The 16125-nt window shown below is 38.4% G+C and carries 19 protein-coding genes and 2 pseudogenes; 12 read left to right on the top strand and 9 right to left on the bottom strand.

Features of this window, described 5'->3' with window-relative positions:
- Positions 1 to 3: 3 nt before the first annotated feature.
- A pseudogene (locus MKY17_RS15670) lies at positions 4 to 1033 on the bottom strand (IS1595 family transposase).
- 238 nt (positions 1034 to 1271) lie between these two features.
- Here MKY17_RS15670 and MKY17_RS15665 point away from each other — a divergent pair.
- Positions 1272 to 2110: pseudogene (locus MKY17_RS15665) on the top strand (MBL fold metallo-hydrolase).
- 79 nt (positions 2111 to 2189) lie between these two features.
- Positions 2190 to 2621, top strand: a complete 432-nt coding sequence (locus MKY17_RS15660; protein ID WP_098369624.1) for a CBS domain-containing protein — start codon at positions 2190 to 2192, stop codon at positions 2619 to 2621.
- Between the two features lie 42 nt (positions 2622 to 2663).
- Here MKY17_RS15660 and MKY17_RS15655 read toward each other — a convergent pair whose 3' ends face one another.
- On the bottom strand, positions 2664 to 4637 hold the full coding sequence (locus tag MKY17_RS15655; protein ID WP_260398128.1) for a S9 family peptidase: 1974 nt from the start codon (positions 4635 to 4637) through the stop codon (positions 2664 to 2666).
- Between the two features lie 170 nt (positions 4638 to 4807).
- Positions 4808 to 5128, bottom strand: coding sequence for a YckD family protein (locus MKY17_RS15650; RefSeq protein ID WP_098369428.1), 321 nt, complete (start codon positions 5126 to 5128; stop codon positions 4808 to 4810).
- A 251-nt stretch (positions 5129 to 5379) separates the two neighbouring features.
- On the opposite strand from MKY17_RS15650, the gene MKY17_RS15645 reads away from it, so the two are divergent.
- The gene (locus tag MKY17_RS15645; RefSeq protein WP_141993711.1) at positions 5380 to 5526 is read left to right on the top strand and encodes a lmo0937 family membrane protein; all 147 of its coding nucleotides are present in this window, start codon (positions 5380 to 5382) and stop codon (positions 5524 to 5526) included.
- Between the two features lie 92 nt (positions 5527 to 5618).
- Here the strand turns inward: MKY17_RS15645 and MKY17_RS15640 are convergent, their stop codons facing one another.
- Positions 5619 to 6536, bottom strand: a complete 918-nt coding sequence (locus MKY17_RS15640) for an NAD(P)/FAD-dependent oxidoreductase (protein WP_098369625.1) — start codon at positions 6534 to 6536, stop codon at positions 5619 to 5621.
- A 137-nt stretch (positions 6537 to 6673) separates the two neighbouring features.
- The gene (locus MKY17_RS15635; protein ID WP_098369429.1) at positions 6674 to 6997 is read right to left on the bottom strand and encodes a winged helix-turn-helix transcriptional regulator; all 324 of its coding nucleotides are present in this window, start codon (positions 6995 to 6997) and stop codon (positions 6674 to 6676) included.
- A 263-nt stretch (positions 6998 to 7260) separates the two neighbouring features.
- On the opposite strand from MKY17_RS15635, the gene MKY17_RS15630 reads away from it, so the two are divergent.
- From MKY17_RS15630 to MKY17_RS15620, 3 genes are all read left to right on the top strand, one after another.
- The gene (locus MKY17_RS15630; RefSeq protein ID WP_098369626.1) at positions 7261 to 8340 is read left to right on the top strand and encodes a nitric oxide synthase oxygenase; all 1080 of its coding nucleotides are present in this window, start codon (positions 7261 to 7263) and stop codon (positions 8338 to 8340) included.
- A 61-nt stretch (positions 8341 to 8401) separates the two neighbouring features.
- Positions 8402 to 8674 (top strand): hypothetical protein, encoded by a 273-nt coding sequence (locus tag MKY17_RS15625; protein ID WP_286176849.1) that lies wholly within the window; start codon positions 8402 to 8404, stop codon positions 8672 to 8674.
- A 309-nt stretch (positions 8675 to 8983) separates the two neighbouring features.
- Complete coding sequence (locus tag MKY17_RS15620) at positions 8984 to 9922, top strand: magnesium transporter CorA family protein (protein ID WP_098369430.1); 939 nt, start codon at positions 8984 to 8986, stop codon at positions 9920 to 9922.
- A 31-nt stretch (positions 9923 to 9953) separates the two neighbouring features.
- Here MKY17_RS15620 and MKY17_RS15615 read toward each other — a convergent pair whose 3' ends face one another.
- Positions 9954 to 10160 carry a hypothetical protein gene (locus MKY17_RS15615; protein WP_339200156.1) on the bottom strand — a complete coding sequence of 69 codons (207 nt, stop codon included), beginning with the start codon at positions 10158 to 10160 and terminating at the stop codon, positions 9954 to 9956.
- An 80-nt stretch (positions 10161 to 10240) separates the two neighbouring features.
- Between MKY17_RS15615 and MKY17_RS15610 the strand changes: the two genes are divergently transcribed.
- Positions 10241 to 10405, top strand: a complete 165-nt coding sequence (locus MKY17_RS15610) for a hypothetical protein (RefSeq protein WP_339200155.1) — start codon at positions 10241 to 10243, stop codon at positions 10403 to 10405.
- A 123-nt stretch (positions 10406 to 10528) separates the two neighbouring features.
- On the opposite strand, the gene MKY17_RS15605 is transcribed toward MKY17_RS15610, so the two are convergent.
- Positions 10529 to 10663, bottom strand: coding sequence for a YuzL family protein (locus MKY17_RS15605; protein ID WP_098369432.1), 135 nt, complete (start codon positions 10661 to 10663; stop codon positions 10529 to 10531).
- Between the two features lie 100 nt (positions 10664 to 10763).
- On the opposite strand from MKY17_RS15605, the gene MKY17_RS15600 reads away from it, so the two are divergent.
- Positions 10764 to 11015 (top strand): YkuS family protein, encoded by a 252-nt coding sequence (locus tag MKY17_RS15600; RefSeq protein WP_098369433.1) that lies wholly within the window; start codon positions 10764 to 10766, stop codon positions 11013 to 11015.
- A 45-nt stretch (positions 11016 to 11060) separates the two neighbouring features.
- Here the strand turns inward: MKY17_RS15600 and MKY17_RS15595 are convergent, their stop codons facing one another.
- Positions 11061 to 11516 (bottom strand): OsmC family protein, encoded by a 456-nt coding sequence (locus MKY17_RS15595; RefSeq protein ID WP_098369434.1) that lies wholly within the window; start codon positions 11514 to 11516, stop codon positions 11061 to 11063.
- A gap of 248 nt (positions 11517 to 11764) precedes the next feature.
- Between MKY17_RS15595 and MKY17_RS15590 the strand changes: the two genes are divergently transcribed.
- The 3 genes from MKY17_RS15590 to MKY17_RS15580 are packed head-to-tail and all read left to right on the top strand — an operon-like array spanning position 11765 to position 14102.
- Positions 11765 to 12544, top strand: coding sequence for an SDR family oxidoreductase (locus MKY17_RS15590; protein ID WP_053346465.1), 780 nt, complete (start codon positions 11765 to 11767; stop codon positions 12542 to 12544).
- Between the two features lie 24 nt (positions 12545 to 12568).
- Entirely contained in the window at positions 12569 to 13054 is a 486-nt protein-coding gene (locus tag MKY17_RS15585) for a hypothetical protein (protein ID WP_098369435.1), read from the top strand.
- The gene (locus MKY17_RS15580) at positions 13047 to 14102 is read left to right on the top strand and encodes an alpha/beta fold hydrolase (RefSeq protein ID WP_286176850.1); all 1056 of its coding nucleotides are present in this window, start codon (positions 13047 to 13049) and stop codon (positions 14100 to 14102) included. The genes MKY17_RS15585 and MKY17_RS15580 overlap by 8 nt, the downstream gene beginning before the upstream one ends.
- 183 nt (positions 14103 to 14285) lie before the next feature.
- Here the strand turns inward: MKY17_RS15580 and MKY17_RS15575 are convergent, their stop codons facing one another.
- Positions 14286 to 14885 carry a nitroreductase family protein gene (locus MKY17_RS15575; RefSeq protein WP_098369436.1) on the bottom strand — a complete coding sequence of 200 codons (600 nt, stop codon included), beginning with the start codon at positions 14883 to 14885 and terminating at the stop codon, positions 14286 to 14288.
- Between the two features lie 242 nt (positions 14886 to 15127).
- On the opposite strand from MKY17_RS15575, the gene MKY17_RS15570 reads away from it, so the two are divergent.
- Positions 15128 to 16105 (top strand): ring-cleaving dioxygenase, encoded by a 978-nt coding sequence (locus MKY17_RS15570; RefSeq protein ID WP_098369437.1) that lies wholly within the window; start codon positions 15128 to 15130, stop codon positions 16103 to 16105.
- Positions 16106 to 16125: the final 20 nt, after the last annotated feature.

Raw genomic sequence — 16125 nt, 5'->3', positions numbered from 1 at the left:
GGACTACAAATTGAATTTTGACAAGCGTAAACTATCATAAGTATCTGTCATCATTTCAAATACAAATGATTTTAATAAAAATTCTTTGATATTATGTCTCGTACTTTCGTTACTACGACTATCAATAAACAAGAACCAAGCGAGGTAATTGTCGAGGTATTTGGTAGCCACACCTTTTAATCGGTCTATCCATTGTTTCATACGAGAATGGAGACCATTGACATTTTGAATGTGATATAAGCCTTTGAGAACGTACTTACCATCAGTGGATTTAATTCTATAATGTTCTAATCCTTTTTCTTTCGCATACGTTTTATAGGCTCTCCAAGCATCTGTTACAAGTACGTTGTCAGCGGTTAACTTAGAACCAATCATTTTATCTACTTTATCTTTCACAACTCGCCCCATACAAGCAACTTTAGAAACAGTTGCTTTGGTACGGTCTCTGGCAACAAGAACGCAAACTTGCTCGTGGCTGATACCTCTATGTTTAGATTTTCCGCCACGCTTTCGAGGTTTTCGGTCTGTAATGCCTCGTTTTCCTTTTTCAGAGTATAGGAAATAGGTCTCGTCAATTTCAACGATACCTTCAAAATGTTCAAAGTCCATTTGTTTGAGAGCGTTTAGCAACTTGTGTCTCCAATAGAAAAGTGTAACCCAAGTAACCCCTACAAATTCAGCCGATTTTCGTAGGGAATAACCTTTAAACATACATTCAACAAATGTAATCCACTCGTCTCCTTTTCGGGCAATATAAAACAGTGTTAGTCGTATCAGTAAAGGTTTTACTACAACATTTACAACGATAACGTTGGCGACCATTATATTTTCCGAACCGAACAACGTGTCCAGATGCACAATGAGGGCATTCAAACCCTTCTTTGAAACGAGTTTCTCTCATTTCGTTGATTAGACGACCACCGACAGAGGAAGAAGGCTGAACATAGCGTTTTACCCATTGATATACTTGTTCTTTTTTCGTATTTGGTAATTTATCAATGTGCTTTAGTAAATTGCTAAACGCTTTGCTCATTTTTCGTTACCTCCCGAATATTTGTTCTTATATCCATAATACTAAGTATTCGGGTAAGTATCAAATAATCAACATTTTGCTTTAACAGAGCCAAAAATAAAAAACTGCATGCAAACTTGTTTTTTCTTCGAATTTGTTTTCTGCCTGAAACAGCCTATACAAATAGTAGGTTGTTTTTTATTTTCTTGTACAGGGTATCCTTTTAAAAAAAGTATGTTCAAATTTAGGAGGATTATAAATGGATGATAATCATTTGAATGAAAAATTGATGCCAATGACTTCAGTCTCCAGTGGTGAAGTACATATAATAAATTTAGAATATACATTGTCTTTCCGTCCAAATCGTTAATGTGATTTTTATAGGGTCACCCAAAGATGATAAATGGGTATTTTATAGATGCAGGGATGTCACGCACAGCAGAGGTAATAAAGAAAACTGCTGAAAAAATATATGGACCACAAAATCCACCAGCTGCTATTATTTTGACACATGGACATTTCGATCATGTTGGTGCACTGATTGAGTTAATGGAGTATTGGAAAGCTCCAGTTTATGCCCATATAAAAGAAATGCCTTATTTAACGGGACAGGAAAATTACCCCAATCCGGACCCTGCTGTTGAAGGAGGGATGGTCGCAAAAATTTCATGGATTTTTCCGAATGAGGGAATCAACCTTGATGAAAAAGTTCAGCCATTGCCTGATGATCATAGTGTTCCCGGGCTTCGTGATTGGAAATGGGTTCACACCCCTGGCCATTCAAAAGGACATATTTCACTTTTCCGTGAAAGTGACCGAAGTTTGATTGCTGGAGATGCTTTTGTGAATGTCAGGCAAGATTCCCTATACAAGGTAATCACTCAGGAGAAAGAAATAGCGGGCCCACCGCGGTATTTGACAACCGATTGGAAGGCTGCAAAAGAATCTGTAAAGTTATTGGAAAGTATAAAGCCGGCTGTTGCCATAACGGGGCACGGGTATCCTGTTGAAGGGCAAGAACTGGAAATGGGTTTATCAAAGCTTGCAAAGGAATTCGATTCATTAGCTAAACCGGATCATGGGAAATATGTGGAATGAAGCATAAACGTGTTCCATGAATAATTTCTCTTCAGAAGTCAAAAATAAACAAGCAACTTATGAAAATGGAGGGATTTCCGTGACTACATTAAGAGATATCATGACAACAGACGTGGATTGTTGCACTGCGGAAGATAATATATATGAAGCGGCAGTCAAAATGAAGAATGAAGATGTTGGTGTCATTCCTGTATTGGAGAATAACCATTTAATTGGTGTCATCACAGACAGGGATATCGTCATTCGCTGTGTTGCCGAGAAAAAGCCGAATTCAACTAGAATTACTGATGTCATTTCCACGAACCTTGTAACAGGTACGCCTGATATGTCAGTGGATGAAGCTGAAGAGTTAATGGCTACCGAACAAATCAGAAGGCTCCCTATCATTGAGAATGACAAGCTGGTGGGAGTCGTGGCATTAGGTGATCTTGCTGTACACCAACAGACAAATTCAATGGCGGGAAATGCTTTAAGTTCAATTTCCGAGGACAGAGACCAAATTCAACACTAAAAACAAAAACTCTGTTAGCTTTTGCTAACAGAGTTTTTGTTTTTAAAGATACTTATTGAACCATCCTTTGATTTCCTCAACATGTTGCAGGCGCATTTTTGGAGATCCGCTTCGGGATACTTCATGAGTTTCATCTGGGAATGAAACAAGCACTGCTTCTTTTTTTTGCCGTTTTAAAGCGACAAAAAATTGCTCGCTCTGTTCAATGGGACAGCGGAAATCCTTTTCCCCGTGAAGTAAAAGTAAAGGGGTATTCACATTGGAAACATATTTTAAAGGAGAGTGCTTCCATAATTTTTCAGAAGAGTTAACGATATCGCCGCCTACTTCCCACTCTGTAAAATAATAGCCAATGTCGCTGACCCCATAAAAACTTAGCCAGTTACTTATGCAACGCTGAGTCACAGCGGCCTTGAAGCGGTTGGTATGTCCAATGATCCAATTTGTCATGAACCCTCCATAACTTCCTCCGGATACCCCTAAATCTTCATGCTCGATAAAATCATACGAAGCTAAAACGTGATCAACTCCAGCCATTAAGTCCTTATAATCCATGCCTCCATAATCGCCCCGGCAGGCATTTACGAAGTCTTGGCCATATCCTACACTCCCGCGCGGGTTAGTGAACAATACAGTATACCCTTCATTAGCCAAGGTCTGGAATTCATGAACATAGGTATTGGCATACATCATATGCGGACCGCCGTGGATTTCTAAAATGAGCGGATATTTTTGATTACCATTAAAATCGGTCGGTCTCATGATCCAGCCGTGGATGGTAAGTCCATCAACAGATGGAAATGTAATGGGTTCAGCCATGGACAAATGTTTATCCTTCAAAAAATCCTCATTAACAAAACTGATTTGTTGTTTATCGCCATTGGTAAGGTTATAAGTAAAGAGATCGCCGGGATGAACAGGTGTACTGATGGCTACGACAGCACGATGGCTTTCGGGATCTATAGTAAAGCCGTAAATATGCTGCGGGTCAAGGATCGATGGATACATGGCTCCTTCAATGGAACCATAATAAACTCCGGTATTTCCGTAATCGCTTATTAAAAAGTAAAAGCCTTGGCTATCGTTTGTCCATAAGATACCTGGGTCGACGGCTCCGATTTGGAAATCCCCAATTGCGGAATCTCCAATTTGGACGTCCCATCCATCGGTCAAACACTGTGTCGTTTGATCGAAAATGGAATATAACCAGATATTTGAAAAGGTGGCACCGGCAAATTCTTTATTATGGCCAATGAAAGATATATATTCGCCATTTGGTGACCATTTCGGATCTCTAAAGAACCCTTTGCCATCCGTTATCCTCTCTAAAGCTTTCGTTTCTAGTTCCATGATGAAAATATCGGAAAAAAGTTCATCATCACTTCTTTCTGCATCCCCGCTTATGAATGCAATATGCTGTCCGTCTGGGGACCATGCATTCGGATGATGATCAATATTGTTTTCCGTTAGCAATGTGGAATCTCCCTTAAAAATTTCCACTATAACCAGCTGCTGATATAACTGATCAAAATAGCCTCTCCCATCCCATTTATACTTAATCCGGTCATACCTATGAACTTCTTTGGACAAATCATTTTCCTTAACCGTATTAAGGTTTTCGCCCACCTTTAATCCGGTTGAAAGCAGCAACTTGGTGGAACAAGGAGACCAAATAGGCTTTGTTACGCCGTTAACGAAATGTGTCAGCTGTCGAGCTTCCCCACCAATGCTCCCGATAATGTGGACTTGTTTTTTACCAGATCTGTCCGATATAAAGGCGATATGCTTGCCGTCGGGGGACCAGGCTGGTGATGTATCACGATTATCCCCAAACGTCCATTGCTTTGTTTCATTCGTGATCAGGCTGAACATATACAGATTGGAAATGTATTTTTCCGTTTTTTCATCTATTCTGGTTTGGACATAAATCGCCATGCTGCCATCCGGGGATAGCTTTGGATCGGTTACTGATTTCAAGTGAAATAAGTCTCTTGCTGTTATACCTATTTTGTTCATCCTTTTCACCCTTTCATTTCTCATAGTTATGTATTTCGCTAAAGAGAAATATAAATCCTTTAGTAAATGGTAAACGCGTAATGTTTATTTATCAAGGACAAGAGAATGAAAATAATCCGGCCTATTCATCAGGTCGGATTATCAGGCTATATAGGCAAAAAAACATACAATTACTTATGCATGTGTCGAGTATGTGGGCGGTGCGGCGGAATTTGGAAATTATGTTCTTCCATCATTTTATAATGTTCTTCAAAATGTGAAACCATTTTATCGGCTTCTTCTTTCGAGAGCGCGCCATACTCGACATATTTTTCGATCAATATCTTTTTGTCAGCGAGTATCTGCTTTTGGATCTTAGCGATTTCCGATTTTTGAGCTTCAGTGAATTGGACACTTTCCGGTTTTGCTTTATTTTCCTGTCCAGCCGGATGATTCAGGTTAACCAAGAACAGGGAACATGCTGTTAGACAGATGATTAAAAACTTTTTCATGAATGAACGACTCCTTCTAATTGATTTTTGTGGAACCTATAAAGCTTGTAAGTCTCTTCCTAATGGTGGATGTTTTTCAATATGGAAGATTCCTTATTTCTTTATTATCATTTACAGAATTTACAGTTTTATGTAAAAAAATAGGGTGAAGGTTTGTTACAGAAAGATATGGGTAATTTAAATGTAAGCAGAAAATTTCATTGTAGCTTCTAAATAAAAACCATTTAAAGAAGGGAAGAAGGGGGATTATCATGATTTGGACAATTATTGGTTTAATAATATTATTATGGGTTCTTGGTTTAGTCTTTAAAGTGGCTGCAGGATTTATACATATCTTGCTTATCATCGCGGTCATTCTCATTTTGGTTAAAGTTTTTAAGGGAAGGAATCGAACATAGATGTGTATAGAAAGCTAACGTGGAAAGCTTTATAAATTCCCATGTAAAGGCGGCCTGGTGGACAGGTCGCCTTTTAATTTTCCATCAGGTTGTCAATCATAAGGAAGTGGCTGGCCTAACAGCCTCTTATGAATCCATATCGCTGCTTGGGTACCATCCCCCATCGAAATGGTGACTTGTTCGGAATGGGCAACGAGGTCGCCGCCTGCCCAGACTCCTTTAATATTCGTTTCTTTAGTCCGTGGATGAATCACCACATGATTGTTTTCATTTACTTGCACACCTAATTGTAAGGCTAGCTCATTATTAAGTTTGTTACCTTTAAATGCCGTGAATGCCTTTTCAGCTTCGATTATTTTACCTGATCGTAATTGTATGGCTGTCAACTGCTGTTTGGCATCAACATGAACCTCACAAACTTCCTCTTCAATTACGGGAATCTGATTTTCCTTTAACTTTTCCCTATACTCATCATCAATTTTTGTTTTCAAATGATTTACGTAAATGATATCTTTTGACCAATATAATAGAGTAAGCGCCATGCCCGCGCCCGCATTTCCGCCTCCCATGACAACGGTTTGCTTATCCATGATCTCATACCCATCACAATCAGGGCATATATATGTGGAAGTCCCAAGAGTTGGATAGATGTTTTTGATTGGAGGAATGTTATCGGTAATGCCAGTACCAAGAAAAATCATTTTGGCTTGATATTCCCTGTCATTCTTTGTTTGGATAAAAAACATGTCCTGCTTTTTTTCAAGAGATTTCACTGTATCATCCAAGAATTCGACACCGAATTTTTCAGCGTGCTGTCTGCCAAGCGTCCTTAATTGTTTGCCGCTTACCCCATCAGGCCATCCAAGAATGTTATGGTAAGCCTTGGCAATCGAAGATCGGCCTTGAGCAGAATCAATGACGATAATATCATGTTTATATCTTCCGAGTTGGATGGCTGCCTGAATACCGGCTATACCTCCACCAATAATAATGCAATCTGCTTGTTTCATGAATTCACCGCCCATAAATTTGGAATAAACCTAGTGTTATTCTATCTGTAAAAAATATACCACTAGTTGCTGGCGCTTAAACAAAAAAGGAGGAAGTCCGCAGCTGGCAGACCTTCCTCCATTCTTTAATTCCTATATCATTGATTCTGTATTGGTTCAAGCCATTCTTGTGCCCAATTTTGAATTTCGTTCATTACCGGTGCAAGGGCCTTGCCTTTTTCAGTTAAAGAATATTCAATCCTGACCGGTGTCTCTGGATATACGTCCCTTTTAACAATACCTTCAATTTCCAAGTCCTTTAAACGTTCAGAAAGAATCCTGCCGCTTATCGGGAATGCAGATTCAATATTACAAAACCGTTGAGGGCCTTTAAGTAATTGATTGACAATCAATCCAGTCCAGCGTTTACTCAAGATTTGCATTCCTTTTTCAAATCGTGGACAAAGTGTCGTATTATTCATCATATCACCTCATTATTAATATATTATAATCCATTTACCTCAAATGTAACAACTTTACCGATAATTATTTAGTTACTAGAGATGTTATAGTATAAGAAATTTATGAGCTTACTTTAAGTATCATGAAAAGTTTTCCGCCTCAGAATTGCCACACTTTAAAAAAATGTGCTTTTTAAAAATTGTGTTCTTTAGAGATACCATGAAAAATATGTTATTTTAATATTGAAGTCAAAGTTTTGCAAATGGAAGGATCCGTGGGAAAGATGAATGATTTACTGCAAGAGGCCGTATCCTTTATCAGGACAAGTTATCCGGAATTATTGAAAACGGAAGAGGACATAAATGGCAGGATCGAACAAATTAACAAGGAAATAAATGAAACAGGCAAATATGAACATACATATGAAGAATTGGTATATGGTGCTAAATTAGCTTGGCGTAATAGCAATCGTTGCATTGGGCGCTTTTTTTGGGAATCGCTGAGGGTAATTGATAAAAGGATGATTCAAAGCGAAGAGGGAATAGTATCGGCTCTCTTTGAGCATATCGAATATGCTACGAATAATGGGAGCATCAGACCTGTGATTACAATTTTCAAACAGAAAGATCATGATCGAAAAGTGGATATTTGGAATCATCAGCTTATTCGATATGCAGGATATGAGACGGAACATGGCGTAATCGGCGATTCAAGTTCAATCGAATTCACCAAGCAATGTATGGCATTAGGATGGGAAGGGAAAATCGGACCTTTCGATATTTTACCCCTTGTAGTCCAATTGGACGGAAAAACCCCTAGTTTTCATGATATACCTGAAAGACTCGTTAAAGAAGTTCAAATCACCCACCCTAAGCTAAAATGGTTCAAAGATCTTCAAATCAAATGGTATGCGGTACCCATCATTTCCGGTATGAGGTTGGAAATTGGCGGTATTACTTATTCAGCTGCACCATTTAATGGGTGGTACATGGGAACGGAAGTCGGTGCGAGGAACCTTGCGGATGAAGAACGCTACAATATGCTGCCGGAAATCGGGGAGAGGATGGGCTTGGATATTAAGCGCGATTCGAATTTATGGAAAGATAGAGCCCTGATCGAACTGAATGAAGCAGTCCTTCATTCGTATAAAAAACACGGAGTCAGCATTGTAGATCATCATACAGCAGCTAAACAATTCAAGAAATTCGAAGAAAAAGAAACCTCTTGTAATCGGAAAGTAACGGGGGACTGGACCTGGTTAATTCCACCGGTGTCTCCAGCGACGACACACGTTTTTCATCAGCCATATAACAATGAAATAATGAAACCTAATTTCTTTTATCAAATTCCTCCATATAAATAAAGGTTTAAATTATCTGGCGCGGGGTATAGTTATAGCAAGTCAATAAATAAGGGGGAAGGTAATGATGGCATTAGGAAAAAACATAGTATTAATAGGAGTCGGAGTTGCCGGAGTCTCATTTTTATCGAATAAAACGAACAGAGGAAAAGTGAAGGACATATGGTCCAATGCAAAAGCAAAAACAGTAGGCTTTTGGAATAGGAAGGCTTCCGAGCTGGATCCCGTAATTGAAAAGGCAGGTCACCCTGATCCATATGATCATGACGATAATAAAATGGTAGATGAAGGCGCCATGTATGGTGTTCACTATTATAATAATGCGAAGCATGGATAATGCAATCAGACTCGCTTGGGGATACCCAAGCGTTTTTTTTATTATATTTTTCAAATGAAAAAATCAGATAATTGCGAATTCTAAATAGGGGTTCATGGTATTAAATTCTTTATTGTGCTTTAAATGAATAAGGATTAAGATTAAAGAATCGAAAGGAAGTGGATACGAGTGAGCAGCAGTTCTTATGATCCTGAACCCAGAAAGAAAGAGGAAGCCAATATGATGCTAGAAGTCGAGACTGTTATTCTCCCTGAGTATCTGCTCGAAGAAGGTAAATAAGGCTTTCTCTATAGAAGAGGAGGTCAAGAAATGATTGAAATCTACAAGACGGATGAAAACCGTCACCTAAACAATATCGAGGACATGACAAAAGGTTCCTGGGTGAACATTGTTGCGCCCACAGAAGCTGAAATAGATTATATATGCACGACTTTGCAATTACCGATCAATTTCATGAAAGATCCACTTGATGATGAAGAAAGGCCACGAATCGAAAAAGAGGATGATAATGTTTTAATTATTGTCGACTTCCCATATTTGACCAGGGACGAAGCAGACTTACCGATCTTTGAAACGATCCCTATCGGTATGATCTTCACCAAAGACTGTTTCATTACAGTGTCTTTGAAAGAAACACCGATATTGGCGAATTTCAAAAACAATAAAATCAAAGGATTTTTCACTAATAAGAAAACAAGGTTTGCTTTACAAATATTATTTGAGATTTCATCCTATTATTTACGATACCTGAAACAGATTAACAAGATGACTAATGAAGCGGAACGTGAATTGCATCAGTCCATGAAAAATAAAGAATTATACACTTTCCTTGCTTTGGAAAAAAGCCTGGTTTATTTTACGACATCATTGAAATCCAATCGCGTAGTACTTGATAAGATCCTCCGTTTTAATTATTTGAAAATGTATGAAGAAGATAAAGAATTGCTTGAGGATGTAATCATCGAAAATGCTCAGGCAATCGAAATGGCAGAAGTGTATCTATCCATTCTTAGCGGTATGATGGATGCATTCGCTTCGATCATTTCCAATAATGTCAATAATGCCATGAAGTTTCTAACCTCAGTGACCATTATTTTAACACTTCCGACGATGGTGGCAAGTTTTTACGGAATGAATGTCGAACTGCCATTTGAACATAATCGGTTTGCTTTCATTTTTACATTATTAATTGCCATCACATTGGCTGGAACGACGGCATTCATTTTTTGGAAGAAAAAATATTTTTAAAATTAAACCGGCTTATAAAGCCGGTTTTGTTTTATTCCTCAAAAAAATCAGAAAATCCTTCACTGTTAATCCGATTCGCATAAGGGTTCTCATCCTTTACATTCTTTGCATCCAAATTTGTTTGAATAACTAAACGGGGACTCTGTGATGCTTCTCTGATGATACGGTCGTTCAACTCTTTAAAATCCGGTACATTCTTATTGCCGGGTTTGTTTGGTTCCAATAAAACCACCTCCATTCCTATCTTTGCAATAAATGATGGGGTGTATTCATGAATATTCTTAGGTTTGGGAAGGATAAAGGACTGAGGAGGAGATCATGATGGCCAAATGGAACGAGCAAGCAGCGCCCAATAATAATTTAAGGGCAAGTGATTTCAACCCAGGTGAAGCCGATAAAGCAAAAATGGATTCAAAAACAATTGATGGAGATCAATTGAATGATCTAAAAATTCAAAGGGAAATCAGAAATCAAAATATATAAGACCCTTATTGAATGTACGGCAAAGACAGGATCATGCAGAGGAAAACGCTTGGCGGTTAAACCAAGCGTTTTTTTGCGTATCATGAAGGCGGAGTTCCATGATTGATTTAAGATTCTCTGTTATCAGGAACGTTTTTGCTTTTTAAGTGAAGAAGGTTGAGTGAAGGCCCCTGTTTCTTTCGTAGTGGTACCTTGCCCCTCTATCTGAGAAGAACCTAAACGAGTTTGTGAAGCATCCTTCTTGTTTTTCCCATTCATATGTTTATCACCTCGATATTACTTTCCCTATTTCCTTTACATCCTATACATATATTGAAGGTGAAAAGGACAGGTTAGAGGGTAGAGGAGGTGTGTGTTGATGTCAAAAATCGGTGTTGAAGAATCATTAACGAATATTCAGGAAGCACTTCGCGAAAAAGGTTTTGATGTTGTGGAGATTAAACAAGAAGCTGACGCAAAAAACGTGGATTGTTGTGTGGTAACAGGTTTGGAAAGTAATATGATGGGTATAAGCGATACTTCATTGAAAGCGTCCATCATTGAGGCAAATGGTTTAACGGCTGATGAAGTGTGCCGCGAGGTTGAAAATAAAGTGAACTTGATTCAATAGTTCAAAAAGTGCCTAAACCGACATAGGGTTAGGCACTTTTTCTGTTCAAGATTGCTGTGCTATGGAAATTGTCGCATTCAATTCCACCGCTACATTACCTTTTATCGCTCTAGAAATCATACATGAAGTTTCAGCTTTTTCAGCAAGCTTCCTCGCTTTTTTAATCACTTTTTCAGAAGTGCCCGGTACTAATACAAGTGCAGGGCAATGAATGATTTTCTTATAGGTGAATACACCATTCGTAACATCCACTAACGCTTCCGATTGCATGGACAAGCTCGCCTTTTCTATATGGGCTCGCTCTAACAGGGCAGCAAAGGTAATGATATAGCAGGTCGATGCCGCCCCAAGAAGCATTTCATCGGGATTAGTCCCGACCCCTGGTCCTTCCATTCCAGTAGGAATACTTATTTGTGTTTGAAGATTCCCTGAATGAATCGTGCCGATATCATTTCTGCCGCCGGGCCATTCGGCGGTTAAATGAAAGTGATGTATCGTCATATCTATAACCTCCTTAATATTCTTTTAGTGTAAACGAATAAACAGGCTATGTATTCGATTTTGCTCGTAAATCAGGAAGTAATCTCATACATATTGAATTCATATGGAAAGCAAAAATTAATAAAGCTAGTGAAACAAAAAGGCAGAGGCATTAGGCTATTTTAAGCACCATAATGGATAGGCTTTTCTATAATAATATAAATCGCTTTATAAAAAGATAGATATTTCATAACGGAAGGGCTGAAAAGTTGACAACATTAAGTAATCTGTTCGATTTAACGAATAAAACGGCTATTATTACCGGAGGCGGCAGAGGGCTAGGCAAACAGATAGCTTTGGCGCTGGCAGAGGCAGGAGCTAATATTGTTATTGCCTCACGCAATCTTTCTGTATGTAAAGAGGTTTGTGATCACCTACAATCATTAGGAATTAAAGCGATCGCCTTTGAATGTGATATTACCAATAAGAGTGACATCGAACATGTTGTAAAAGAAACTGTTTCTCAATTCGGTGCCATTGATATTCTTGTCAATAATAGCGGTACATCTTGGTCAGGCCCGCTATTGGATGTTCCTGAGGATAAATGGGAGAAAGTGTTGAAGGTAAATGTTACGGGTACGTTCTTGTTTTCACAGGCTGTAGCAAAGGTCATGTTACAGCAAAAGTCCGGCAAAATCATTAATATTGCATCTGTGTCGGGTCTTGGCGGTTCGATACCTGAAGTATTGGATACCATTGCTTATAACACAAGTAAGGGCGCTGTGATAACAATGACTAAGGATCTAGGGGTTAAGCTTGCTAGACACGGGATTCAAGTCAATGCGATAGCACCAGGCTTTTTCCCGACTAAAATCACAAAAAAAATCCTTGAAGAATCCAACTTTGACATCGTAGGTCAAACTCCGGCTGGCCGGTATGGTAATGAAGAGGATTTAAAAGGAGCCGCCGTTTTTTTAGCCTCGAAAGCGTCCGATTATTTGGTTGGACATGTTTTAATCGTTGACGGAGGTATAGCAGCATTAGCATAATCGGAGAAGAGAGGAACGATATATATGACAGAAAAAAAATCAGATTTATATAAAGAGCTAAAAGTGTTCGGCAAACAAAAAGAGCAACAGTTGAATAGTAAAATTCAGGAGTTAATAAATAATAGGGAGTTAATAGAATCAGTTAGTAGAAGTTCACAAATGCAGGTTCCAGAGATAATAAAGATGCAGGAGGCCTCAGAAAGAAGGTCCATTATCATGAATTATCCCACAAAAAAAGATGTAGCCAATATTGCGAAATTAGTCCTCCAGCTCGAAGAAAAAATTGACAAATTAGAAGAGCTACTTTCCACTGTAATTCCAGAAAGAAATGGGTATCTTAGAAGTCAACCTTCTATGAGTGATTTAGGGGTCGTTTATTCATTAGGTAGTAAAAAAATGAAATCAAGAGAGGAATCTAACAAAAAGGAAGAGAATAAAAAAAGGGTTTTAGATTTAATAAACCAATTACAAGATATAAAGTTTGTTGGACAGAGGAATAGAAATGTCTAAACGGAAGGTGCCAAAAAATCAACCTAAATCGATATCTAAATGGAAACATTTTTCGGATATTCCCAATCAGCCTATGCCGGAAATGGGATTAACACCAAAAATTTCGGTGTGGAAAAAAAATAAATCTACACTTTGGTATTATCCGGCGGTAAAAAAAAGATATAACGTGCCGGTTTTTCTAATTTATTCACTCATAAATACCCCGTTAATTCTCGATTTAGCTCCAGGAAATAGTTTAATAGAAGCTTTTGTAAATGAAGGGTTTGAAGTGTATTTGCTTGATTTTGGAAGTCCAGGCTATGAAGATGGTGACATCTCGATTGATGATTATATCGTCGATTACATTCAAAAAGGAGTCCAGCGCGCATTACGACACTCCGGAGCGTCAGAGATAACTGTAATGGGTTTTTGTCTTGGCGGTACAATAGCTGCTATGTATGCGGCTATTGCAGACGAGCCTGTTAAGAATTTAATTCTCTCCGTTACACCTATAGATTTTAGTGCCTCCCAATCTTTTGATCAATGGCAAGCTGCAATAAAAGATGGTACCGCAGATTTTGACGAGACGATTGACATTTTTAAAACGATCCCAGCTAGTGAGGTTAAATATGGAATCCGCTTGATCACATCACCTATCTATATATCACCCTATCTGTCTTTATTAAATCAAGCTGATGATGAAGAATATGTTCAACATTGGCGTCGATTCAATGCGTGGACAAATGGACACGTGCCTTTAGCTGGAGCGACTGCAAAACAGATAAGTGAAGATCTTGTGATAAACAATCGTTTGGTTAAGGGGAGTTTAAGAATCAGAGGAAAAAAAGCTATGCTATCCAATATTGACGCTAGTGTATTAGTATCAGCAAATGAAAATGACCGTCTGGTACCGCAGGAAATGATTAATCCGGTTATGAAGCATTTGACTTGTAAGGATAAGACATACATTCTCCTACCAAGTGGACATGCTTCCAAGGAGTATGTGAGTGGACTCCCACTTTACCTTAAGGAATGGCTTCCGAAGCGATCTTCTCCAATAAATAATTAACAGTTTTTGAAGGGAGATGTATGATGTACGTGGTAAATGAATATGAAAATTTTAAAATTATGCCAATTATAGGTTATTTAGGGTTTGCGCCCGAAGTATTCACAAGATTTTTTGGAACTATTCCAGATTATATCGGTTGAAAATAGTAGGGCTGGCTCGTTATTTAGAGCCAGCCCTATTGTATCATTGATAATATTTCACACGTTCTTCAAGTGGTGAGAAGTCTTTATCGCCAGGCTCTGCAGTGGGTTTTCCAAAGGGCATTTGTGCGATGAGTTTCCAATCCCGTGATATATCCCATGTCTTTCTCACTTCGTCATCGATTAAAGGATTATAATGCTGAAGACTTGCCCCAAACCCTTCAATTTCCAAGGAAGTCCATACGACAAATTGTAAAATTGCAGACGATTGGTTCGACCAAATCGGAAAGTTTTCGGCATACGTTTTGAATTGTTCTTGAAGCCTATCTATAATGGCCTGATCTTCAAAGAATAAAACCGTACCATAACCATTTATAAATGACTTCATTTTTTCTTCAGTTTTTTCAAAATCTTTGTCACCGACTGCTTTTCTTAATGTTTTTTTCGTGATATCCCATAAGTGGTCGTGGCTTTGACCAGTTAAAACAATCACTCTTGCACTTTGGGAGTTGAAAGCGGAAGGGGAATATTGAACGGCATGATCGATAACTTCTTTAATCCTTTTATTAGGAACAACACGTTCCTTGCTAAGGGAATAATAAGAGCGTCTATCTTCAATTGCGCTAAAAAAATCTTTAACCATATATCACACCTCCATTCTATATACCGATTTATTTTGACCTGATTTTAATATTTTATGATAAGTGAATACGGGTGAAATAATTTGAATAAAAATGGTTGACAAATTTATCACTGTCATTTATCTTTAAATCAAGATATTTGTATTAAAAGCATTGTGTAGGTTAAATACTTTGAATTCGAGATATTATATATGGATTAATTCATCTCCGTAAGGGGAGATTTATAAAGATAGGAGTGGTACGGATGGAATTAAAAGGATTGCATCATGTTTCGGCGATTACAGCTAAAGCGGGAAATAACTTTGAATTTTACACAAAAGTCTTAGGGATGCGATTAATTAAAAAAACGGTGAATCAAGATGATGTACGTGTGTATCACTTATTTTATGGAGATCAAATTGGTTCACCGGGTACGGAATTGACGTTTTTTGAGATTCCCAATGCTGCCCGCACTCATGAGGGGAACAATAGTATTTCAGAAATTTCCTTAAGGGTGAGAGATGATGAAGCACTAGGATATTGGAAAAAACGGTTTGTTGAATTCAATGTTGAGCATGATGAAATATCAAGCCGTTTTGAAAGGAAGGTGCTTTCTTTTAAAGATCCTGAAGGGCAGAGGCTACTTTTGGTTTCCGATCAGGATAATAACGGGGTTCAAGGAGGATTACCGTGGGATGGAAGCCCGGTACCGCAAGAGTTTTCCATTCTTGGATTAGGACCAGTAAAACTTACTGTACCTAATATTGTACTAACAGAACGAGTTCTTACCGAGGTATTGGGGTTCAGGAAATCAGGCACATACCCATCCTCAATCAGGGGGCAAAATCCGATAGTCGTTTACGAGACAGGTGAGGGAGGAACAGGAGCGGAACTCCATATTGAAGAAAGGAATGACATACCTCGGGAAAGGTTGGGGAGGGGTGGAGTACACCATATTGCCTTCCGGGTGGATAATGAAGGGGAACTGAGAAAATGGATAGAGAAAATTAGTGAATCGAAATTCGTGAACTCGGGGTATGTGGACCGCTTTTATTTTCATTCACTCTATTTTAGGGAGCCGAATGGCATATTATTTGAATTAGCTACTGATGGACCAGGTTTTGCAGTGGATGAAGCAGAGCAGCACTTAGGTGAGAACCTTGCCCTGCCTCCATTTTTAGAATCGAAAAGAAAGGATATTGAAGCGAATTTAAAACCACTGAATACAAAACCAACAAATTAATCAACGGGAAAGGAAGTAAT

Origin of the sequence: Peribacillus sp. FSL P2-0133 (assembly GCF_037975445.1) — a bacterium.
In the GTDB taxonomy this organism is placed as follows: Bacteria; Bacillota; Bacilli; order Bacillales; family DSM-1321; genus Peribacillus; species Peribacillus simplex_E.
This window is presented reverse-complemented; position numbering and strand designations above follow the sequence as displayed.